The organism is Kaistia adipata DSM 17808 (assembly GCF_000423225.1).
Lineage (GTDB): Bacteria > Pseudomonadota > Alphaproteobacteria > Rhizobiales > Kaistiaceae > Kaistia > Kaistia adipata.
Genome location: NZ_AUHO01000006.1, coordinates 876,641 through 896,650 on the forward strand (window position 1 = coordinate 876,641; position 20,010 = coordinate 896,650).

General features: G+C 66.3%; 23 protein-coding genes. 13 read left to right on the forward strand and 10 right to left on the reverse strand.

Translation table 11 applies throughout. The features are described 5' to 3' along the window. Window positions 1-41: 41 nt before the first annotated feature. Complete coding sequence (locus tag G539_RS0104390) at window positions 42-1,313, reverse strand: MgtC/SapB family protein (protein WP_029074121.1); 1,272 nt, start codon at window positions 1,311-1,313, stop codon at window positions 42-44. 141 nt (window positions 1,314-1,454) lie between these two features. On the opposite strand from G539_RS0104390, the gene G539_RS0104395 reads away from it, so the two are divergent. Beyond that, a complete protein-coding gene (locus tag G539_RS0104395; protein WP_051231070.1) occupies window positions 1,455-1,940 on the forward strand; it encodes a GFA family protein in 486 nt (161 codons plus the stop codon). Between the two features lie 178 nt (window positions 1,941-2,118). Next, window positions 2,119-2,568: a baeRF12 domain-containing protein gene (locus G539_RS0104400; RefSeq protein ID WP_029074123.1), complete on the forward strand. Its 450-nt coding sequence runs from the start codon at window positions 2,119-2,121 to the stop codon at window positions 2,566-2,568. A 9-nt stretch (window positions 2,569-2,577) separates the two neighbouring features. On the opposite strand, the gene G539_RS23655 is transcribed toward G539_RS0104400, so the two are convergent. Then, window positions 2,578-3,867, reverse strand: coding sequence for a GGDEF domain-containing protein (locus G539_RS23655; protein WP_051231071.1), 1,290 nt, complete (start codon window positions 3,865-3,867; stop codon window positions 2,578-2,580). A gap of 236 nt (window positions 3,868-4,103) precedes the next feature. Here G539_RS23655 and G539_RS0104410 point away from each other — a divergent pair, with 236 nt between their 5' ends. After that, complete coding sequence (locus G539_RS0104410; RefSeq protein WP_029074124.1) at window positions 4,104-4,973, forward strand: 23S rRNA (adenine(2030)-N(6))-methyltransferase RlmJ; 870 nt, start codon at window positions 4,104-4,106, stop codon at window positions 4,971-4,973. Window positions 4,974-4,996: 23 nt separating this feature from the next. Here the strand turns inward: G539_RS0104410 and G539_RS0104415 are convergent, their stop codons facing one another. Continuing rightward, window positions 4,997-5,977: a glutathione S-transferase family protein gene (locus G539_RS0104415; protein WP_029074125.1), complete on the reverse strand. Its 981-nt coding sequence runs from the start codon at window positions 5,975-5,977 to the stop codon at window positions 4,997-4,999. Window positions 5,978-6,151: 174 nt separating this feature from the next. On the opposite strand from G539_RS0104415, the gene G539_RS26035 reads away from it, so the two are divergent. From G539_RS26035 to G539_RS0104435, 4 genes are read left to right on the forward strand one after another with little or no spacing between them, the layout of a single operon-like run. Then, entirely contained in the window at window positions 6,152-6,622 is a 471-nt protein-coding gene (locus G539_RS26035; protein ID WP_051231072.1) for a hypothetical protein, read from the forward strand. Between the two features lie 23 nt (window positions 6,623-6,645). Then, the gene (locus tag G539_RS0104425; RefSeq protein ID WP_029074126.1) at window positions 6,646-7,281 is read left to right on the forward strand and encodes a ribonuclease T2 family protein; all 636 of its coding nucleotides are present in this window, start codon (window positions 6,646-6,648) and stop codon (window positions 7,279-7,281) included. 20 nt (window positions 7,282-7,301) lie between these two features. After that, the gene (locus G539_RS0104430; RefSeq protein ID WP_029074127.1) at window positions 7,302-7,904 is read left to right on the forward strand and encodes a glutathione S-transferase family protein; all 603 of its coding nucleotides are present in this window, start codon (window positions 7,302-7,304) and stop codon (window positions 7,902-7,904) included. A gap of 19 nt (window positions 7,905-7,923) precedes the next feature. Then, window positions 7,924-8,769 (forward strand): inositol monophosphatase family protein, encoded by an 846-nt coding sequence (locus G539_RS0104435; RefSeq protein ID WP_029074128.1) that lies wholly within the window; start codon window positions 7,924-7,926, stop codon window positions 8,767-8,769. A 96-nt stretch (window positions 8,770-8,865) separates the two neighbouring features. On the opposite strand, the gene G539_RS0104440 is transcribed toward G539_RS0104435, so the two are convergent. Further along, window positions 8,866-9,522: an outer membrane protein gene (locus G539_RS0104440; RefSeq protein WP_051231112.1), complete on the reverse strand. Its 657-nt coding sequence runs from the start codon at window positions 9,520-9,522 to the stop codon at window positions 8,866-8,868. A 343-nt stretch (window positions 9,523-9,865) separates the two neighbouring features. On the opposite strand from G539_RS0104440, the gene G539_RS0104445 reads away from it, so the two are divergent. Then, window positions 9,866-10,630: an SDR family oxidoreductase gene (locus tag G539_RS0104445; protein ID WP_029074130.1), complete on the forward strand. Its 765-nt coding sequence runs from the start codon at window positions 9,866-9,868 to the stop codon at window positions 10,628-10,630. Window positions 10,631-10,740: 110 nt separating this feature from the next. Further along, window positions 10,741-12,618 (forward strand): excinuclease ABC subunit UvrC, encoded by a 1,878-nt coding sequence (gene uvrC / locus G539_RS0104450; RefSeq protein ID WP_245576802.1) that lies wholly within the window; start codon window positions 10,741-10,743, stop codon window positions 12,616-12,618. Between the two features lie 37 nt (window positions 12,619-12,655). On the opposite strand, the gene G539_RS0104455 is transcribed toward uvrC, so the two are convergent. Both G539_RS0104455 and G539_RS0104460 read right to left on the reverse strand, forming a co-directional pair. Then, window positions 12,656-13,180 carry an opioid growth factor receptor-related protein gene (locus G539_RS0104455; RefSeq protein WP_029074132.1) on the reverse strand — a complete coding sequence of 175 codons (525 nt, stop codon included), beginning with the start codon at window positions 13,178-13,180 and terminating at the stop codon, window positions 12,656-12,658. Between the two features lie 44 nt (window positions 13,181-13,224). Further along, entirely contained in the window at window positions 13,225-13,668 is a 444-nt protein-coding gene (locus G539_RS0104460; RefSeq protein WP_035829977.1) for a VOC family protein, read from the reverse strand. A gap of 303 nt (window positions 13,669-13,971) precedes the next feature. Here G539_RS0104460 and G539_RS0104465 point away from each other — a divergent pair, with 303 nt between their 5' ends. Continuing rightward, a complete protein-coding gene (locus G539_RS0104465; protein ID WP_035829980.1) occupies window positions 13,972-15,426 on the forward strand; it encodes a DUF1254 domain-containing protein in 1,455 nt (484 codons plus the stop codon). 47 nt (window positions 15,427-15,473) lie between these two features. Here G539_RS0104465 and G539_RS0104470 read toward each other — a convergent pair whose 3' ends face one another. Together G539_RS0104470 and G539_RS0104475 are read right to left on the reverse strand one after the other, a co-directional pair. Next, complete coding sequence (locus G539_RS0104470) at window positions 15,474-16,184, reverse strand: HAD family hydrolase (RefSeq protein ID WP_245576791.1); 711 nt, start codon at window positions 16,182-16,184, stop codon at window positions 15,474-15,476. 102 nt (window positions 16,185-16,286) lie between these two features. After that, entirely contained in the window at window positions 16,287-17,312 is a 1,026-nt protein-coding gene (locus tag G539_RS0104475) for a Tim44 domain-containing protein (RefSeq protein WP_029074136.1), read from the reverse strand. 143 nt (window positions 17,313-17,455) lie between these two features. On the opposite strand from G539_RS0104475, the gene trhO reads away from it, so the two are divergent. Next, complete coding sequence (trhO, locus tag G539_RS23665; RefSeq protein ID WP_035829983.1) at window positions 17,456-18,220, forward strand: oxygen-dependent tRNA uridine(34) hydroxylase TrhO; 765 nt, start codon at window positions 17,456-17,458, stop codon at window positions 18,218-18,220. A gap of 18 nt (window positions 18,221-18,238) precedes the next feature. On the opposite strand, the gene G539_RS0104485 is transcribed toward trhO, so the two are convergent. After that, window positions 18,239-18,490 (reverse strand): DUF3297 family protein, encoded by a 252-nt coding sequence (locus G539_RS0104485; RefSeq protein ID WP_029074137.1) that lies wholly within the window; start codon window positions 18,488-18,490, stop codon window positions 18,239-18,241. An 80-nt stretch (window positions 18,491-18,570) separates the two neighbouring features. Then, entirely contained in the window at window positions 18,571-18,936 is a 366-nt protein-coding gene (locus G539_RS0104490) for a diacylglycerol kinase (protein WP_051231073.1), read from the reverse strand. Between the two features lie 212 nt (window positions 18,937-19,148). Between G539_RS0104490 and pgsA the strand changes: the two genes are divergently transcribed. Further along, complete coding sequence (gene pgsA, locus G539_RS0104495; RefSeq protein WP_051231074.1) at window positions 19,149-19,760, forward strand: CDP-diacylglycerol--glycerol-3-phosphate 3-phosphatidyltransferase; 612 nt, start codon at window positions 19,149-19,151, stop codon at window positions 19,758-19,760. Next, a complete protein-coding gene (gene moaD / locus G539_RS0104500) occupies window positions 19,757-20,008 on the forward strand; it encodes a molybdopterin converting factor subunit 1 (RefSeq protein WP_029074140.1) in 252 nt (83 codons plus the stop codon). The genes pgsA and moaD overlap by 4 nt, the downstream gene beginning before the upstream one ends. Window positions 20,009-20,010: the final 2 nt, after the last annotated feature.

Sequence of the window (20,010 nt, forward strand, 5' to 3'; positions counted from 1 at the left end):
AGCGCGGATAGGGGCGACAAGCGCCCCTGCCGCGCGATGCGTCAGCCCACCAGGGTCCAGCTCAGCCAGAACACGAGCGTTCCGACCAGGAGCGTGGCGGCGGAGACCAAAGCGAAGCGCCAGCCATACCGGCGGCTGCCCGCCCCGACGGCGTAGATCGCCTTGGCGACGGTGTTGGTTCCAACGGCCGCCGCGATCGCCGATGCCCCGATTCCGACCTCCAGCTTCGGCAGACCCGCCACCGTCACCGTGACGGCGTCGACGTCGCCGATGCCCGCCAACGCCGATGCCAGCACGATGCCGGCAGATCCGAAGGCGGCAGAGGCCGCACGGACCACGAAGCCGACGGCGCCCAAAAACAACGCCATCTTGATCACGCCGGCGAGGTCGAACGGATTGCCCATGGTTCCGGCCTCATGCGTCGCGCCGTCCCTCCCCCGCACCAGCCAGGCGGCGCCGGCCGCCATGACGAGCGCGCCGACGATGAACGACGGCAGCAGGAGCCAGCCGAGTGACGGCGCCAGTCCGAGCACCAGCGCCCCGGTCCGCAGATAGGACGAACTGCCCGCGACCGCGGCGCCCGCCGCAAGCCCGTCGGCGTCGCCTCCAGCCGCGGCGCGGCGTGCATTCTCGAGCGTCACGGCCGTCGACGAGACCAATCCACCCGCCGCACCAGCCGCCATCTCACCGCGCCCGGAACCGAGCAGGCGAACGGCGACGTAGCCAACGAAGGATATGGCGGCCAGCAGGATGGCGAGCGTCCAGACGGCGCGCAGCGAGATTCCGCCGAAGGGCCCATAGGGCGTGTTCGGCAGAAGCGGCAGGATCACGAAGGTCATCGCCAGCAGGATGATGGCCGAACGCAGCTCGACCCAGCTCAACCGCTCGATGAACTGATGCAGCGGCCCCCGGCTTGCCAGGATCGCGGTCAGCGCGACGCCTCCCGCCGCGGCGAGCCGCAGATCGCTGAGCACGGCGAGCACGCCGAACAGAAACGTCGCCATAGCCGCGACCACGGTCGTGACGCTGAAGTCGCCCTCGACGACGGCCTCGCGCAGCTTGTACCAGGCAAAGACCGCCGAGAACGCCAGGAAGATGATACCGGTCAGGATCCCGACCTGGCTGCCGGCCGGCAGCGCCTTTTCGATCAGGCCGGTGCAGCCGCCCAGCATGCCGATCAGCGCGAATGTCCGGATCCCCGCCGTTCGCAGTCCCGGCGCGGCCTCACGCTCGCGCCAATGACGCTCGACGCCGACCAGAAGGCCGATCGCAACGGCCAGGGCCAATCGGTAATAGGGCTCGAACTCGCTCACTCAGGCCTCCTGCCAGGAATCGGCCTCCCATCTTAGCCGCAGCGCGCGGCCGCGGCATGCGCGACGTATCCGCCACAGGGCTTTGACACCGTGGTGGCCGAGCGCGCATGATCCGGGCAGTCAGAGAGCCGAGGCACGATCATGATCGCCGAAGACATCGCCACCGCCTTCGTCCGCGAGGGAGGATGCCGCTGCGGGGCGGTCCGTCTCCGGATCCGGGCGCGACCGCTCCTGACCATGGCCTGCCACTGCACGGGCTGCCAGAATATGTCGTCCAGCGCCTATTCGCTTTCGGCCGCGATCCCGAGCGATGCCTTCGAGATCACCCGGGGCGAGCCGGTCGTCGGCGGCCTGCATGGCGCGTCGAAGCACTATTTCTGCGGCCACTGCATGACGTGGATGTTCACCCGGCCCGACGGCATCGACTTCTTCGTCAATCTCCGCCCGACCATGCTCGACGATGCGGACTGGTTCGTGCCCTACATGGAGACGTGGACGAGCGAGAAGCTCCCCTGGGCGACCACGCCCGCCGCCCGCAGCTTCGCGGCCCTGCCGCCCGAGGACGCCTATCCCGCGATGATCCAGGCCTACGCCGCGACGTGGGACGAAAGCCCGGTTCGCGACTGATCCGTCCTTGGTGCGGGCTTGCCTCCGGACCACACGCAAAGCTGATCAGGACGCGGCGATTTTGTTTCCGGCGCGCAGCCGCGCGATCCATAATGGGGGAACTTCGCGCCCTGCGGCGCGTAGAGCGGGTATGCCGCGCCCGACAGCCGTGGCACAACGCCCTTGGCAGGAGAGCCCCATGCCCGACTTTCAAATCCGCCACAATGCCCTGATCCTTGTCGGCGACGGCCAGAAGGCGCTCTTCCTTCGCAATCGCGGCACGCCGCAGACGCTCGACCTCGCCGTCGAGGACATCCTCGATGGCGGCGCCAACCCGCCGACGCGCGAACAGGGAACGGACCGGCCGGGGCGCACTGTGCAGAGCGTCGGCTTCGCGCGCAGCGCCGTCGAGCAGACGGACTGGCACATGCTCGAGGAGCAGAAGTTCGCCACGACCATCGCCGAGGCGCTCTATCGCGCCGCCCTCGAGGACAGCTTCCGCGAATTGGTGATCGTGGCGCCTCCCAAGATTCTCGGCATCCTGCGCCAGAACCTGCACAAGCTCGTCGCCGACCGCGTCGCGGGCGAACTGCCAAAGACCCTGACGGGTTCCCCGGTCGACCAGATCGAGCGGCTGCTGGCGGCCTGACGAGGGCCGCTACCTGTCGGGTAGCGCGTCGACATCCGCCAGCTCCAGATCCGACGGCGCCCCCATGGCGACGGTTCTCGCCGCCGGGCGACCGGACAGGAGGCCCTCGGTCACGGGCTGCCAGCGGGCGACACTGCCAGGCGACGCCGCGCCGGCGAGCGCGTGACCGTCGCGCCCGGCGCGCTTCACCACATAGAGCGCCTGGTCGGCCGCCTCTCTCAGCTCATCAATCGGAAGACGCCGATCGGGCGTGCTGGCAGCGACGCCGATGCTCACCGTGAGCGGAATCCGAACATCACCATGAACGAGCGAATGGGCGCGGAACGCCGCGACCAGAGCCGCCGCGATGCGCTCGGCTGTCGGCGCATCGGTATCCGGCAATAGCGCGCCGAACTCATCCCCGCCCAGCCTGGCCAGAAGGTCACGCTGGCGCAGGCATGACTTTGCCGTAGCCACGACATGGCGCAGGCATTCATCGCCGGCCGCGTGCCCATGCCGGTCGTTGATCGCCTTGAAGTTGTCGAGGTCGATCAGGAGCAGGGAGAACGGCTTGCCCTCTCGGCCGGCGCGCTTCTCGACCGCCGCCAGGCGCGCCTGCATCAGCCGCCGGTTCGCGGCGCCGGTAAGTTCGTCGCGATAGGTCAACACGGCGAGCTCGCCACGCAGATGGTCGATCGCCATGACGATCATGCCGAAGTTCCACACCACGCCGCTGAAGATGACCAGAAGCAGAACGATCGTCTCGACCATGTCGTAGTGAAGCGGCGCCAGAACGGCGACGCTCCGGGCCAGGTTCGCAGTCGTCTCAACGGCGTGCACGAGCACCGCTATGCCCATGGCCGAGGCCGCCAGCAGACTGCCCGGCGAGCGCCGCCCCTTGCGCGTCAGATCGTAGACCGCGAGCAACAACGGCACGGACTGGCCCGCGGCATAGACGACGTTGCGCGCCGCGCTGCTCGGGTAGATCGTCGCGAACAGCAGCAGGACGAGCATCGCGCCGCCAGTGATGGCAAAGCTGGCGCGCCAGGGCTTGGGTTCGCCGTAGAACTCCCGCACGCCGACCCAATAGAGGCAGAAGCCGAAGAAGACGAAGCCATTGCCGGCGACGTTGGTCGCAACGTGGGCAACCCCCTCCATCGACAGCACTAACCCGCCCAAGGCCGTGACCAGGCAGGCAGCCATCCAGGTCCGCGCCGCGCCGAAACCGCGATAGGACCACCAGATGAGCGACCAGATGATCGCCATCGTGAGGGCGTTCAGCAGGATCACGATGTAGAGGGTGAGGAAGTCGAGAACCATGGGGGGATGGATCCGGAACTGCAGGACTCGTCGTGGGGCCATCGGCCCTGGACGCCAAAGCCAAGATGACGCAAGGGAATGACGGCAGATCTTCTGGCAGTCAATGCATCAAATGGCGCGCCATGCCTAGTCTGAAAAATTTCAAAAGTTGAAATATTCAAGGCCACACGCGACATGGTGGGCGTGTCGGCACGAAGCCCCTTGCGCCGGCCGCGCTTCGATGCGACCACCGCGACATGAACTATCGTCACGCCTATCACGCCGGAAATTTCGCGGATGTCGTCAAGCACGCCATCCTCGCGATCCTCATCGAGCATCTGAAGCTCAAGGACAAGCCGTTCCGGGTCATCGACACCCATGCCGGCATCGGCCTCTACGACCTGACGGCCGTCGAGGCGGGCAAGACCAATGAGTGGCAGGGCGGCATCGGCAAGTTGCTCGACGAGGCTGGCAAGCCGGCTGCGGGCCTGACGCGCAAGCTGTCGGAAGCGCTCGCGCCCTATCTCGCCGCCGTCGCGGCCGCCAATCCCGAAGGTGGGCTGAAGCACTATCCCGGCTCGCCCTGGCTGATCCGCCATCTGCTGCGCAAGACCGACCGGATGACGGCGGTGGAGCTGCACCCGGAAGATCATGCGACGCTGGCCGGGCTGTTCGCCGGCGACTTCCAGGTCAAGGCGATCGAGCTCGACGGCTGGCTGGCGCTCGGCTCCTTCGTGCCACCCAAGGAGCGGCGCGGCCTCGTCCTGATCGACCCGCCCTACGAGCAGCCGGATGAGTTCAAGACCCTGTTCGACCGCTTCGAGAAGGCCTATCAGCGCTGGCCGACGGGCGTCTACGCGCTCTGGTATCCGATCAAGGACATCGGCGCGGTGACCAACTTCCACAAGCGCCTGGCGGAAAGCGGCATCACCAAGTTGCTCGGCGCCGAACTCTGGGTGCGCGAACGGGCGACGCCCGACACCTTCAACGGCACCGGCCTCGTCATCTGCAACCCGCCCTGGCAGATCGACCGCACGCTGGACGGTCTGCTGACGGGTCTGGCGCCGATCCTCGGCGAGACGGAGAAGGCCGGCCGGCGCGTCTGGTGGATCCGCGGCGAGACCTGATCTGGCCGCGCACCCCGCGGCCTTCAGGCCGCGAAGGCGCGATCCGGACGCGCGTCAAAGTCGATGATCGGCCCGAGCGGCACGACGCCGGTCGGATTGATCGTCTTGTGGCTCTCGTAATAGTGCCGCTTGATGTGGTCGAAATCGACCGTCTCGCGGATGCCTGCCGTCTGGTAGAGCTCGCGCGTGTAGGACCACAGCGCCGGATAGTCGACCAGGCGACGCAGATTGCACTTGAAGTGGCCGACATAGACCGGATCGAAGCGCAACAGCGTCGTGAAGAGCCGCCAGTCGGCCTCGGTCAGGCGATCTCCGGTCAGGTAGCGCTGCTCCGACAGCAGGCCCTCCAGCCAGTCGAGGCTGGCGAAGAGCGGGTGGAGTGCCTCCTCATAGGCGGCCTGCGACGTCGCGAAGCCGGCCTTGTAGACGCCGTTGTTGATCGTGTCGTAGATGCGCGTGTTGAGCGCGTCGATCTCGGTGCGCAGGGGCTCCGGATAATAGTCCCCGGCCTTGGCGCCGACGCCGTCGAAGGCGGAATTGAACATCCGGATGATCTCGGATGATTCATTGCTGACGATCGTCCCGGTCTGCTTGTCCCAGAGTACCGGCACCGTGACGCGCCCCGAATAGTTCGGATCGGCCTTGGTATAGACTTGGTGCAGGAACTCGAAACCATTGACCTTGTCTTCCGTCACGCCCGGGCCGGGCGCGAAGGTCCAGCCGTTCTCGGCCATCAGCCAGTTGACAACCGAATAGTCGATCATGTCCTCGAGGCCCTTCAAGGCACGGAAGATCATGACCCGATGCGCCCAGGGACAGGCCCGGGCGATGTAAAGATGATAGCGGCCGGGCTCGGCCTTGAAGCCGCCCTCGCCGGTCGGTCCGGGGCTGCCGTCGGGCGTGATCCAATTGCGGAAGCCGGCCGTGCTGCGCTGGAAACGACCGCCCGTATTGCGCGTGTCGTACCACTGATCCTGCCAGACGCCGTCGACGAGAAGTCCCATGTCCGTGCTCCAATTCTTTGCTGAACGGCATATTGGCCCGATCTAGAGCTGTTGCCAGCCGCCCACACGGCGACGAACTGTTCACCGCAACACCCGTTCGCTCCCCCGCGACGCTTGACCGTCGCGGCGGCTGGACGCATCGTCGTCGAAAGCTAGCTCTGGGGAATCGCTGTCATGATCCGCTCCCTCCTCGCCGCCGTCGCCCTCGCGACGCTCGCCGGCACTGCCGCTCAGGCCGCCGACTATTCGGGCAGCTACGGCTATGAGCCCGAGATGCGCCGGGGCTGGGACCGCGGTACCGTGCCGCCCTGCGACGCACCGGCCGTCCTCTCCAACATGGCGGAGCGCTACCACTGGGCCAACACCCATACCTGGGGCAACAACCTCGCCTTCCGCGAAGTCGCGGCCGTCAGCGAATCCCAGTTCATTCCGGGCGATCCCGGCCTGATCGATCGTCGCTTTTGCAAGGCCGACGTCTTCATCGCCGACAACATCCGCCCGACCGCCGTCTACTACCTGATCGAGGAGCGCATGGGCTTCGCGTCGATCGGCTGGTACGTCGATTTCTGCGTATCGGGCCAGGATCCCTGGCGCGTCCATGACGGCCATTGCCGGACGGTCCGTCCCAACCGGTACGGATGGTGACGCTCAGGGCAGTCCTTCGGGGCTTGGTCGTCGCTGCCGGCTTGCTTGCCGGGCTCCCGCTGCCCACCGCTCCGGCCATCGCCGATACGCCCGGCGACTTCGACTTCTACGTGCTGTCGCTATCCTGGTCGCCGACCTATTGCCAGGATCGCGGCCGTTCCGACCGCATCCAGTGCGGCGGCCCCCGTCCCTTCGCCTTCGTCGTGCATGGTCTCTGGCCGCAATATGAGCGCGGTTCGCCGCGCAACTGCGATGCCGGACCACGCAGCGGCCTGCCTCGCAAGCTGGTCGACGGCATGCTCGACATCATGCCGAGCCCATCCCTCGTGCGGCATCAATGGCGGGCGCACGGTTCCTGCTCCGGGCTCGATGCCGCCGACTTCTTCGCGCTGACCCGGGCCGCGAACGACACCGTGCGCATCCCCGATCGGTTCATCGACGTGCCGGACTATCTGACGGTGTCGCCGAGCGAGGTCGAGGCAGCCTTCATCGCCGCCAATCCCGGCCTGCGGCGCGATGGTATCGCCGTCAGCTGCGATTCCCGCCGCGTGAAGGAAGTCCGCATCTGCATGACGCGCGACCTCCGCTTCCGCGCCTGCGCGGAGGTCGATCGCAAGGCCTGCCGCACCAACCGGCTGACCATGCCTCCGGTCCGATAACTCCCGCCAAGGATCCCGTCTTGCTCGTCCTGCGCAGTTCCCCCGCCTCGCCGTTCGGGCGAAAGGTCAAGATCGTCGCCGAAATACTTGATCTCACGAACGAGATCGAGGACGTCACCGCCGACACGACCGACCCGACCGAGGTGCTTCGCGAGCAAAATCCGCTCGGCAAGATCCCGGCGCTGATCCTCGAGGACGGGTTCGTGATCTACGATTCCCGCGTCATCGTCGATTATCTTGACCATCGTGCCGGCGGGGGTGGCGTCATCCCGGCGGATCCCGCGAAACGCTATCCCGCCCTTGTCATGCAGGCGCTCGCCGACGGCATCGCGGACGCCGCCCTGCTCCGGGTTTATGAGGGGCGCTGGCGTACGCCGGAGTTGCGAAGCGCGAAATGGGAGGCGCATCAGCAGGGCAAGGTCGATCGCGGCCTCGCGGCCGCGCGGGCCATCGACCTCGACGGCCCCATCCATATCGGCCATATCGCGCTCGCCTGCGCGCTCGGCTATCTCGACCTGCGTTTCGCCGGCGAGTGGCGCGCCACAAACGCCCGGCTCGTCGCCTTCCTCGACGATTTCGCCGCCCGCGTCCCTTCGTTCGAAAAGACCCGCGTCACCGCCTGACGCCTGCCTGGAGACCGAAATGAGCTTTACCACCGCCGATGCCCGCACCGTCGCGGCGATCTTGCGCGAGGCCGCCGATCAGGAGATCCTGCCGCGCTTCCGCCGTCTCACATCCGGTGCCGTGCGCCAGAAGACATCGGCGGACGATTTGGTCACCGATGCCGACGAAGCGGCGGAAAAGGTGATCGCGGCCAAGCTCGTGCAGGCCTTTCCGGGCGCCGTGGTGATCGGCGAGGAAGCCGTCTCCGCCGACGAGGCCCTGCTCGATCGCCTCGACGGCGCCGATCTCGCCTTTGTCGTCGATCCCGTCGACGGCACCAAGAATTTCGCCTCCGGGCTGACCCTGTTCGGCGTCATGGCCGGCGTGGTGGTGCGCGGCGAGACGGTCGGCGGCGTCATCCTCGACCCGATCGGCGGCGACTGGACGATCGCCGTGCGCGGCGAAGGCGCCTGGACGGAGAACGCGGACGGTTATCGCAACGACCTCAGGGTCGCGAAGGCGAAGCCGGTCGACGAGATGTCGGGCACGGCTTCCTGGGCGCTGCTGCCGGAGCCTCTGCGCTCGCAGCTCTGCGCCAACCTGCCGGCGACGCGGTCGGCCGCGAGCTATCGCTGCGCCGCGCACGAATACCGGATGCTGGCCGGCGGCCACAGCCATTTCGCGCTCTATGCCAAGCTGACGGCCTGGGACCATGTCGCCGGCTGGCTGATCCATCAGGAGGCCGGCGGCCATTCGGCCCGCTTCGACGGCAGCCCCTATCTGGCGGCGCATCGCGACGGGGGGATTCTGCTCGCGCCGGACGCCGATAGCTGGCAGGCGCTGCACGCCGCCCTCTTCGCCGGCACCGAATACGCGCGCCGCTGACGGGCGTCGCACGCGTTTCATTGCTGCGCGGTCGATCAACGAAAAACGCCGGCGGGTTGCCCCACCGGCGTTTCTCAATTCAGCCGGATGGCTGGATCAGAACTTGACGCCGACGCCGGCGCGGATCGTGTTGGTGCTGAAGTCGACGTCCGTGCCGCCGTTCGGAGCAATGTTGTAGTGCTCCTTGCCGTAGTCGGCATACTGGTACTCGAGACGGGCCGTCACGTTGTTCCAGACCTGGGCCTCGACGCCGGCGCCGATGGTCCAGCCCATGTGAGTCTTGGACTCCGTGCCGCCCCAGTAGCTATTGGCGCTGGCGCCGGAGATGGCCGCACCACCCGTGCCGTAGGCGAGGTAGCGGTCGAAGGCGTAGCCGACGCGGGCGCGGGCCGTCGAGTCCCAACGCTGGCGAACAGTGCCGCGGGCGTTCGAGCCGCTGACGTCATCGAGGTTGGCGTCGATTTCCGCGCCGATCACCCACTGGTTGCCCAGGTCGAAATTGTAACCGGCGTAGAGGCCGCCCTTGAAGCCGTCGCCGTTGATGCTGCCGAAGGCCAGCGAGTTCGACGCGTCGTTCGACGACCAGCCGTAGCCGACCATGGCGCCGACATACGGGCCGGTCCAGCTGAAGCCCTGGACCGAGGTCTCGACCGGAGCCGGGGCCGGCTCGTAGGTGAGGTCCGCAGCCAGAACCGGAGCGGCCGACAGGGCGAGCGCCATGGCGCTCAGGGAGAGGGTGCGGATACGCAGCATCGTGGTCTCCATGCGTACTAAACTGAAACTCAAAAACTTGATCCGGAGCCCTGAACGCTGCCCCGATCCGATGGTCTGAATTAAGCCCTCGAATGCGGCGGAACCGGACAGGAAATAAGGCATGTTCGCGGCATTCACGTTGCGTTGCAAAAAGCCCACAACCCCTCTCTAAGAAATTGAATTTATTCAAATTTTATCGATCGACGCGAAGCGGTTCCGGTTCTCGCGTCATATTGCAAACGCAGGTGTTGACCACATTTAACCAAGCCTAACGAAGGCTTACCGAAATCGCCGCGTCGGCCTATCTTCGCGGCGACATGGAATCGACGGGAATGGCGGTGTGATGACAGGAGAAATGGGCGTTGCGCTGGTGACTGGCGGCGCGCGGCGAATCGGACGCGCGATCGTCGAGGATCTCGCCGCGCATGGCTTCGCGGTCGCCATCCATTGTCGCCATTCGGTGGGCGACGCCGACGAACTCGCCGCCCACATCAATGCGCAGGGCGGCCGCGCCTCGGTCGTCACCGCCGATCTCGCTGACCTCGACGCCGCCCGCGCCCTGCCCGGCATGGCGGCTGCCGCGCTCGGCCCGCTGACGCTCCTCGTCAACAACGCCTCGATCTTCGAGGCCGATGGGATTGGCGACCTCGACGCGGAACGCTTCCAGCGGCAACTGGCCGTCAACCTCGCCGCGCCCGTCATCCTGGCCGACGCCTTTGCCGCGCAGCTTCCGCCCGACCGCGAGGGCCTGATCGTCAACATGGTTGACCAGCGCGCCTGGAAAACCACGCCGCATTTCCTATCTTACCAATTGTCGAAGTCGGGCCTGCTGACGGCGACCCGGACGCTTGCCCAAGCGCTTGCGCCACGCATCCGGGTCAATGCGATCGGACCCGGCCCGACGCTCCCCTCGCCGCGCCAGGATCCGGCGGAGTTCCAGAAGCAGGCGGAAGCGGTCCTCCTGAAGCATGGACCGGAGCTCGGCGAGTTCGGCCGTACGATCCGCTATCTCCATGAGACGCGCTCGATCACCGGCCAGATGATCGCGCTCGATGGCGGTCAGCATCTTGCGTGGGAAACGCCCGACGTCGTAGGCATCAACGAGTGAGCACCACCCCAATTTCCGACAACGGCACGCCCGAGACGACTGCGGCCGGCGAAGCAGCGGACGAGATCGTGGCCGAGGCCGAAACCGCCTTCGAGGCCGGTGGCGAGCTCGTGCCGCGCGGCCAGGGCGCCCAGGTCATTGCCGATTTCGTCAAGCGCCTGCCGAACGCGCCGGGCGTCTACCGCATGTTCGACCGCAACGGCAACGTGCTCTATGTCGGCAAGGCGCGGAACCTGAAGAAGCGCGTCACCAGCTATACGCGCATCGGCCTGCAGTCGAACCGCATCATCCGGATGATCCAGCAGACGGCGACGATGGAGTTCGTCACGACGCGGACCGAGACGGAAGCGCTGCTGCTGGAAGCGAATCTGATCAAGCGCTTGCGACCGCGCTTCAATGTGCTGCTTCGGGACGACAAGTCGTTCCCCTACATCCTGATCACCGACCACGAGGCGCCGCAGCTGGTGAAGCATCGGGGCGCGCGTAGCCGCAAGGGCGACTATTATGGCCCCTTCGCCTCGGCCGGCGCCGTCGGCAGCACGATGAACGCGATGCAGCGCGCCTTTCTGATCCGCACCTGCACCGACAGCGTCTATGAGAGCCGCACGCGGCCCTGCCTCTTGTTCCAGATCAAGCGCTGCGCCGCCCCCTGCACCGGCGAGATCGCGCTCGACGACTATGCCGAGCTCGTGCGCGAGGCAAAGGGCTTCCTGACCGGCAAGTCGTCAGCGATCAAGAAGGACCTCGCACGCGCCATGGAGGCGGCCAGCGCGGATCTCGATTTCGAGCGCGCCGCCATCTATCGCGATCGCATCGCCGCGCTCTCGCATGTCCAGTCGCACCAGGGCATCAATCCGCAATCCGTCGACGAGGCCGACGTGCTCGCCGTCCACCAGGAGGGCGGCCAGAGCTGCGTGCAGGTGTTCTTCTTCCGCACCGGCCAGAACTGGGGCAACCACGCCTTCTATCCGCGCGCCGACAAGAGCCTCGACGCCGCCGAGGTGCTGGGCGCCTTCCTGGCGCAGTTCTACGAGGACAAGCCCTGCCCGCGCCTGATCCTGCTCAGCCACGAGGTGGAGGAGATGGATCTGATCGCCGAGGCGCTCACAGAGCATGCCGGACACAGGGTCGAGATCGCCGTGCCGAAGCGCGGCGAGAAGAAGGACCTGGTCGACCACGCGCTGCTCAACGCGCGCGAGGCGCTCGGCCGCAACCTCGCCGAGACCGCGAGCCAGGCGCGCCTGCTCGACGGCGTCGGCGAGACCTTCGGGCTCGAGGGGCCGCCGCGCCGGATCGAGGTCTACGACAACAGCCACATCATGGGCACCAACGCCGTCGGCGGCATGATCGTCGCCGGGCCGAACGGCTTCGTGAAGAACCAGTACCGCAAGTTCAACATCCGTTCGGAAGAGATCACGCCGGGCGACGATTTCGGCATGATGAAGGAAGTGCTGACGCGGCGCTTCTCGCGGCTGGTCAAGGAACACGGCTCGCGCGCCGAAGCGCCGCGCGACGAGGAGGGCTTCGGCCCCTGGCCGGACCTCGTCTTCATCGACGGCGGCCAGGGCCAGCTCTCGGCAGCACGCGAGATCATCGACGGGCTGGGGCTGACCGACCAGGTGCCGCTGGTCGGCATCGCCAAGGGGCCCGACCGCGACGCCGGCCGCGAGAAGTTCTTCATTCCCGGCCGCGAGGGCTTCATGCTGCAGCCGCGCGACCCGGTGCTCTATTTCGTCCAGCGCCTGCGCGACGAGGCGCACCGCTTCGCCATCGGCACCCACCGCGCCAAGCGCAAGGCGGCGCTGACCAAGAGCCCGCTCGACGAGATCGACGGCATCGGCCCGACGCGCAAGCGCGCCCTGCTCGCCCATTTCGGCACGGCCAAGGCGGTCGGCCGGGCGAGCGTGCCGGACTTGATGGGCGTGCCCGGCATCTCCGAGCAGACAGCGCGCACGATCTACGATTTCTTCCATGAGATCGGCGACTGAGGCGAGCGGCCGGCCTTGACGGGTGTGGCGGAGCAAACTACCGAACCGCGCGGCGCCAATAGGACAACGCCACGGGGCCGAAGCGATCGCCGGCTTCGGCATGCAGCGCCTCGAGCGCCGCCAGAAAGGCGTGGGCCTCGTCCTTCAGACCGAGGAGCGTCAGGGCGCGCAGGATGCGGCTGATGCGCAGCAGGTTGTGATTGCCGGGCCGGAGCCAGTTCCGTGCTTTCTGTGAGAACTCAGCCGTGCGGACGATCTCCAGGCGCCCCTCGTTCCTCCGCTCGGCGAAGCCATAGAAGGCCAGCAACCGCGTGAAGGCGGCATGCAGCGAGGCATGGAGCTCGGCGCGCTGCCGGAAGGCCGCGATGTCCGCTGGCGTCAGGACCGGCGCATCGGGATTGAAGGCGCTGCGCTCCGGGAGCGGGAACAGCCACTGGATATAGTCGTGCACCCGCTCGAGATCGGCGTCGTCCCAACCAAGGATGTCGCCGATCCGGCGGCCGTCGCTGTCGGTCGCCACCCCGGAATGGAACCGGACCAGCGCGGAATCGTCGGCGCTCATGGGCCACCTCCCGGCCCTGCCGGTGCCCGCAGCGTGTTTCCCATTCAGATCCCCTGCCCCGTGCCGCCCTCCGCCTCGACGGCGCGGGCAGTCTTTTCGCCATACTTCATGCCTTCGAGCTTCAGCCCGTCCGGATCCAGGAAGAACACCGCATAGTAGTCGTCGTAATACTCGTCGGCGGGATCGACGATCTCGACGCCCTCCCGCTTCAGGAACGCCTCCAGATCATCGACATCCTTCCGGCTTCGCAGCTCGAAGGCATAGTGATGAAAGCCGATGTCGCCGATGCGGTATTTGTGCTTCTTCCCCTCCGCGTCGGCCTCGCCGATCCAGAAGCGCGTCTTTCCGTTGGTCCAGCCGATCGCGTCGCCATAGTCACCCAGAACCTCGAAACCGAGGAAGGTGAAGAGCCGATCATAGAAGGCCTTCGACCGCTGCAGATCGCCGACACGAATAACGAGATGGTCGATCCCGACGACGCGCACCATGGCATGAAGCTCCTCTCAGCTGCTGGAGAGCATCCAGGAACAATTCGTTCGCCTCCGGCTCGTTCCTCCGGCCCGATCGAAATCGCAACGGCTCTCTCCTGCCATATACCTCCAAACGTCGAACTAATACGGATCCAGTAACATATTTTCTCCTTATCTCTAGCGATTTCCCCATGAACAGGCGAAAGACAAGATCGCGTTCAAACCTAATTTACTCGACGGCATGTTGCCGAACGACATAGTTACAACCTGCAGAAAACCTCACCCATGGGCCGCCGATGGCGGAGAAAGCAGGCCAGGCTGATGCGTACTCATTGGATCGCTGCGAGTTTGGGGGTTGCGCTGGCAGCCGCGGCTTCGCTCCCGTCCCAAGCAGAAACGCCCCTGACGAAGGAGCAGGCGCACGCCATCGGCGTCAGCGCCTATCTCTATTTCTATCCCCTGCTGACCATGGACGTGACCCGGCAGCAGAGCACGAATATCGAGGCTGGCAAGGAACTCGGCCGCGGCCCGACGAACATGTTCATCAACATTCCGGAATTCCCGCCAGCCGACTTCAAGGGCGTGGTCCGGCCGAACTTCGACACGCTCTATTCGAGCGGCTGGCTCGACATGACCAAGGAACCGGTGGTCGTCTCCAGCCCCGACACGAAGGGGCGCTATTTCCTGCTGCCCATGCTCGACATGTGGACAGACGTGTTCGCCTCGCCGGGCTGGCGCACGACCGGGACGGCGGCGGCCCACTACCTGATCACGCCGCCCGGCTGGCGCCCGGACCTCCGGGATCGCTGGCGCGAGGCGTTCAAGCTGCCCGAGGGCACAAGCCGGATCGAGGCGCCGACTCCCTATGTCTGGATCATTGGCCGCACCAAGACCGACGGCCCCACCGACTATGACGCCGTGCACAAGGTGCAAGCCGGCTACAAGATCGTCCCGCTCTCCGAATGGGGCAAGAACGCCAAGCCGCCGGCCGCGAAGATCGATCCGTCGATCGACATGAAGACGCCACCCAAGACAATCGTCGACACCATGCCGGCGGACACCTATTTCGCCAAGGCGGCCGAACTGCTGAAGCTGCATCCGCCGCACATCACCGACCAGCCGATGATCGCCGACCTCGCCAAGATCGGCATCGTTCCCGGCCGCGACTTCGACTTCGCCAAGCAGCCGCCGGAGGTTCGGGCGGGACTGAAGGACGCCGCCGTCGACGCGCAGAAGCTGATGGCCTGGAAGGTGAAAACGCTGGCCGACGTCGTGAATGGCTGGTCGATGAACACCAGCACGATGGGGGTCTACGGCAACTATTATCTGAAGCGCGCCATGGTCGCCCAGCTCGGTCTCGGCGCCAACCTGCCGGAGGACGCCATCTACCCGCTCAATCTGGGCGATTCGGAAGGACGTCCGCTCGACGGAGCCAATGACTATGTCCTGCATTTCGACGCCAACCAGCTGCCACCGGTCGACGCCTTCTGGTCGATCACGCTGTACGATCCGCAGGGCTTCCAGGTCGCCAACCCGCTCAACCGCTTCGCGGTGTCGAGCTGGATGCCCTTCGCCAAGAACGCCGATGGCTCGCTGGACCTCTATTTCCAGAACGCGAGCCCCGGCGCCGACAAGGAGGCGAACTGGCTGCCGGCCCCCAAGGGACCGTTCAACCTGACCATGCGCCTCTACGCGCCGCAGAGCGCCGCCCTGACGGGCCGCTGGGGCCCGCCCGCCGTCACCCGCGCGGAAATGCCGGCGACGCTGCCGCAATAGCCAGGCTTGGCACGGAGGCGCGCCTTCCGGGGCGCCTCCCTGCTGCCCTATCCGAGCTTGCCGAGCAGCGGCAGCAATTCGCCGAGATGCGGCAGCTCGCGAAAGCGCGGGGCCCCGACCGGCGCCTCGGCATGCTCGAACGACCAAGTCAGGTCGTGCGGCACGTAGACGGCCCAACTGCCGGCTTCGATCGCCGGCACGATGTCCGACTTCAGCGAGTTGCCGACCATCATGCTGTGGGCCGGTCCGTCGGCGTGACGGCTGAAGATCCGCTGGTAGGTGGCGGCATTCTTGTCGCTGACGATCTCGACCGCGTCGAAGAGATCACCGAGCCCGGAGGCCGCGAGCTTGCGTTCCTGGTCGAAGAGATCGCCCTTGGTGATCATGATCAGGCGGAAATTGCCGGCAAGCTGCTCCAGCGTCTCGCGCACATGCGGCAGTGTCTCGACCGGATGCACCAGCATATCGCGGCCGGCGGCGAGGATCTCGTTGATGGCGGAGGACGGGATGCGCCCCTCGGTCAGCTCGATCGCCGTCTCGACCATCGACAGGGTGAAGCCCTTGATGCCGAAGCCGTAGAGCTTGAGGTTCCGTCGCTCGGCCTCGTTCAGCCGGCTGGCGATCAGCGCGCGATCGGCGTGCTCCGCCAGGAGGTCGATGAAACGCTGCTCGGTCAGCCGATAGAACTGCTCGTTCTGCCAGAGCGTATCGTCGGCGTCGAAGCCGATGGCGGTGAGGTTTGAGCTCAAAAACGACATGGATCGACCCATTGGCAACCCGTCAAAAGAAAATGGCGGGCCCGGAGACTAACCGGACCCGCCACACATTTCCACGCGATCGCAAGAGCGATCAGGATTCGATCAGATCTCCTGGATCGCGGAGAGCTTCCAGAGACCGCCATCCTTGCGGGCGAAGGTCCACAGTTCTGTCGTCTCGGTCAGCGCATCGGCATCGCCCGAGAGAACCGCGCCGCTCGCCCGGTCGCGCATCACGTCGCGGCTCTCATAGCGCATGGCGACGGTAGCATAGTCCGTGTCGCCCTCGTTCCAGGCCTCGGCGAGATCGCCCTGCAGCAGCGTCACGTCGGTGACGTCGTTGCGCTGGCCCTGGGTGGCGTTCTGGCTCAGTTCCTCGGAGAGATACGACATGATCTCCGGCGTCGTGCGCTCGCGCAGCGCCGAATAATCTTCGCGGCCGAAGGCGCCCTGAACCTCGGTGAGCAGACGCTGGAAGCTGTCGAGATCGTCCCCGGTGATGCCGACCTCGTCATTGGCGTTCATCGCATTGGCGGGGCGCGCCTTCGCGGCGCCGCCACCGAAGCCGCCGAGGCCAGCGCCCAAGCCGCCCAGATTGCCGAGACCACTGCGCGGTGCCGCCTGCGGCGGAGCCTGGGACGGCGCATCCGGGGTCATGCCGCGCGGCATGCCGGCCGGACCGGCGCCAGCCGTCTGCGGCCGATTGCGGTTGGCGAAGAACCGGAAGAGGAACATCGCCGCGATCGCCAGCAGCGCGATCTGCAGGATGAAGCCGAGCGCGCCGGCCATGCCGCCGAGGCCGTTGCCCATGAGCATGCCGATCAAGCCGCCCATCATCAGGCCTCCAAGCATCGCGCCGCCGAAGCCACCGAGGAAGCCCGGACGCTTGGCCTGCGCGGCGGCCGGGGCCGCGGCATTGGTCGCCTGGCCCGGCTGCGTCATCGAGCGCTGCATGGGCTGCGCCGCGGACGGCGCCGTCGGTGTGGTCGGAGCGGACTGGAACGTCCGGCTGCCGCGGCTGCCGAAGCTGCCACCGCGCCGGGCATCGGCATCGTCGATCACAGCGAAGCTCATCGCCGTGGCGATTCCCAGGATCGCCAAGAATGCCGGTGTGCGCTTGCCGAGTGCCATAGTCCGTCCGTCTCCCTGCATGAATCGGGTCCCTACGACCCGCGTCTGGCCGATATAGGAATCGTTCCGAGGAATTTGGAGGGGGCCCGCCGCATTTTCTCGAAGATTTGCGGCGGCGATCCGCCGTGCTATTGGCTCGCCGCATGACATACAAGGTTGCCGCCCTCTACCAGTTCGCCGCCCTGCCCGATTACGAGGCCCTGCGCGCTCCGCTCTTCGAGATCTGCGAAGCGCTGGGGATCCGCGGCACGCTGCTGCTCGCGCCGGAAGGCATCAACGGCACCGTCGCCGGAACCGACGAGGCGATCGACGCGCTGATCGAGGCGCTCACCACCGGCCCGCTCTTCGACGGCCGGCTCGGTGATCTCGAACTCAAGTTCTCCACCGCCGTCGAAATGCCGTTCAAACGGCTCAAGGTGCGGCCGAAGAAGGAGATCGTCACCCTCGCCCAGCCTCAGGTCGACCCGACCCGGCAGGTCGGCACCTATGTCGCGGCGGAAGACTGGAACGCGCTGATCCGCGATCCCGACGTCATCGTCGTGGACACGCGCAACCGCTTCGAGGTGAAAATGGGGACGTTCGAGGGCGCGCTCGATCCCGAGACGCGGAAATTCTCGCAGTTCCCCGATTTCGTCAGCCGCTCGCTCGATCCCGCGACCAACAAGAAGGTCGCCATGTTCTGCACCGGCGGCATACGCTGCGAAAAGGCGAGTTCCTACCTGCTGTCGCAGGGCTTCGCCGAGGTATTCCACCTGAAGGGCGGCATTCTCAAATATCTCGAGACGATCCCGCCCGAGGAAAGCCTGTGGCAGGGCGAATGCTTCGTCTTCGACGAGCGCGTCGCGCTCGGCCACGGTCTCGAGGAACGGGCCAAGACGACGAAGCGATCGGAGGACGACGCGGCCTGAGGCCGCGCCGCCTTGCGACTACTCGGCGTCCTTGACGTCGTGCAGATAGGGCTCGACGACGCCCTTCAGCTTGATCGTCAGCGGATTGCCGAAGCGGTCGCGCGCCTTGCCGGCCGCGACGCGGACCCAGCCCTCGCTGACGCAATATTCCTCGACATTCGTCTTCTCGATGCCGTTGAAGCGGATGCCGATGCCGCGCTCCAGCAGGGCCTCGTCATGGAAAGGGCTCTTCGGGTCGTTGGAAAGGCGATCGGGCAGCGTGTCGGTCATGGGTCGAACCTTCAGATCGGGTGCATTCGCCGGCACACATAGCGGGACGATCCCATCCTGCCAAGCGGCGCCCGTGCCGGTCACGAGCCGAGCAGGCTCGCCACCGTCAGCATCAGCACATAGAGCCCCGTCGCGATCAGCATGAACATCACGGCGGCCGAGCCGAGGTCCTTGGCCCGGCGCCCGAACTCCGACCGCTCCGGCGAAACCCGATTGACGATCTCCTCGACCGCCGTGTTCAGCGCCTCGACCGACAGCGTCGCGAAGGCGAGCATGAGGAAAACGCCGATCTCGGCCAGCGAACGGCCGAGAAAGAGAATCCAGGCGAGGGCGACGAGACCGGCGGCGAGCTCCATCCGGGCCGCCATCTCGCCCTTGAACAGGATCGCGACGCCCGAGGCCGACCAACGGCAGGCGCCGATGAAATGTTCGATCCAACCCCGCATCTTCCCCCCCAAGCGCATGACCTTGGCGCAACCGGCCGCATACCATGGCGCAACCCCGTTTAGAATGGCTATCATGCCGTCGATTCCCGCGATGCCGGCCCGGCCTCGCAACGTCTTGTCATTTTCTCAAGCGAGTATGGTCGCACGCCTCGCCATGCCTTGGCAGGAACGGACCTGAATGCAATATGAGGGGTGAGGGTTCTAGGACTGATATGAGCGAACTTCGCACCTTCGGCGTCAGACGGCCACAGCGGGCGCTTTTGCTGTCGCTCCCGAACATCCTGACTTACGGGCGCATTCTCGCCGTCCCGCTCGTCGTCTTTTGCGTCGTCGGCGGCAAGGACACCTGGCGATGGATCGCGCTGGCGCTGTTCATCGTCGCCAGCATCACCGACTATCTCGACGGCTATCTGGCGCGGATCTGGAAGCAGCAATCCTCGCTGGGTCGAATGCTCGACCCGATCGCCGACAAGCTGCTCGTTTCCGCCTGCCTGCTGGCACTCGTTTTCGAGCGCACCATCGACGGGCTGTCGCTCTGGGCGGCGCTGATCATCCTGTCGCGCGAGATCCTCGTCTCGGGCCTGCGCGAATACCTGGCGGAGCTGCGCGTCAGCGTGCCGGTGTCGCGCCTCGCCAAGTGGAAGACGGCGCTGCAGATGGTGGCGATCAGCTTCCTGCTGGCCGGCCCCGCCGGCGACGTCTACTTCCCCTACACGACCCTGATTGGCCTCGTCCTGCTCTGGGCCTCGGCGCTCGTCACGCTCTATACGGGCTATGACTACTTCCGCGCCGGGCTCAGCCACATCCTGGAGGAAGAGCCGTGAAGCTCGTCTATTTCGCCTGGGTGCGCGAGCGGATCGGCACGGCCGAGGAAGTCGTCGAGCCGCCTAGGGGTGTCGACACGGTGACCGACCTGCTCGGCTGGCTGCGGACGCGCGGCGAGGCCTATGATCACGCCTTGTCCGAGCCCGCCGCGATCCGTGTCGCGCTCGACCACGACCACGCCGACCACGACACGCCGATCGCCGGCGTCCGCGAAGTCGCCCTGTTTCCCCCCATGACCGGAGGCTAGGT

Coding starts and splice junctions, on each gene's coding strand:
- G539_RS0104485 (WP_029074137.1), bottom strand. CDS start 18,490: ATGACCGACACGCTGCCCGATCGCCTTTCCAACGACCCGAAGAGCCCT.
- G539_RS0104490 (WP_051231073.1), bottom strand. CDS start 18,936: ATGCGGGGTTGGATCGAACATTTCATCGGCGCCTGCCGTTGGTCGGCC.
- G539_RS0104465 (WP_035829980.1), top strand. CDS start 13,972: ATGCGTACTCATTGGATCGCTGCGAGTTTGGGGGTTGCGCTGGCAGCC.
- pgsA (WP_051231074.1), top strand. CDS start 19,149: ATGAGCGAACTTCGCACCTTCGGCGTCAGACGGCCACAGCGGGCGCTT.
- trhO (WP_035829983.1), top strand. CDS start 17,456: ATGACATACAAGGTTGCCGCCCTCTACCAGTTCGCCGCCCTGCCCGAT.
- G539_RS0104445 (WP_029074130.1), top strand. CDS start 9,866: ATGACAGGAGAAATGGGCGTTGCGCTGGTGACTGGCGGCGCGCGGCGA.
- G539_RS0104410 (WP_029074124.1), top strand. CDS start 4,104: ATGAACTATCGTCACGCCTATCACGCCGGAAATTTCGCGGATGTCGTC.
- G539_RS0104440 (WP_051231112.1), bottom strand. CDS start 9,522: ATGCTGCGTATCCGCACCCTCTCCCTGAGCGCCATGGCGCTCGCCCTG.
- G539_RS0104435 (WP_029074128.1), top strand. CDS start 7,924: ATGAGCTTTACCACCGCCGATGCCCGCACCGTCGCGGCGATCTTGCGC.
- G539_RS0104455 (WP_029074132.1), bottom strand. CDS start 13,180: ATGAGCGCCGACGATTCCGCGCTGGTCCGGTTCCATTCCGGGGTGGCG.
- G539_RS0104475 (WP_029074136.1), bottom strand. CDS start 17,312: ATGGCACTCGGCAAGCGCACACCGGCATTCTTGGCGATCCTGGGAATC.
- G539_RS0104415 (WP_029074125.1), bottom strand. CDS start 5,977: ATGGGACTTCTCGTCGACGGCGTCTGGCAGGATCAGTGGTACGACACG.
- G539_RS0104395 (WP_051231070.1), top strand. CDS start 1,455: ATGATCGCCGAAGACATCGCCACCGCCTTCGTCCGCGAGGGAGGATGC.
- G539_RS23655 (WP_051231071.1), bottom strand. CDS start 3,867: ATGGTTCTCGACTTCCTCACCCTCTACATCGTGATCCTGCTGAACGCC.
- G539_RS0104400 (WP_029074123.1), top strand. CDS start 2,119: ATGCCCGACTTTCAAATCCGCCACAATGCCCTGATCCTTGTCGGCGAC.
- G539_RS0104460 (WP_035829977.1), bottom strand. CDS start 13,668: ATGGTGCGCGTCGTCGGGATCGACCATCTCGTTATTCGTGTCGGCGAT.
- G539_RS26035 (WP_051231072.1), top strand. CDS start 6,152: ATGATCCGCTCCCTCCTCGCCGCCGTCGCCCTCGCGACGCTCGCCGGC.
- G539_RS0104470 (WP_245576791.1), bottom strand. CDS start 16,184: ATGTCGTTTTTGAGCTCAAACCTCACCGCCATCGGCTTCGACGCCGAC.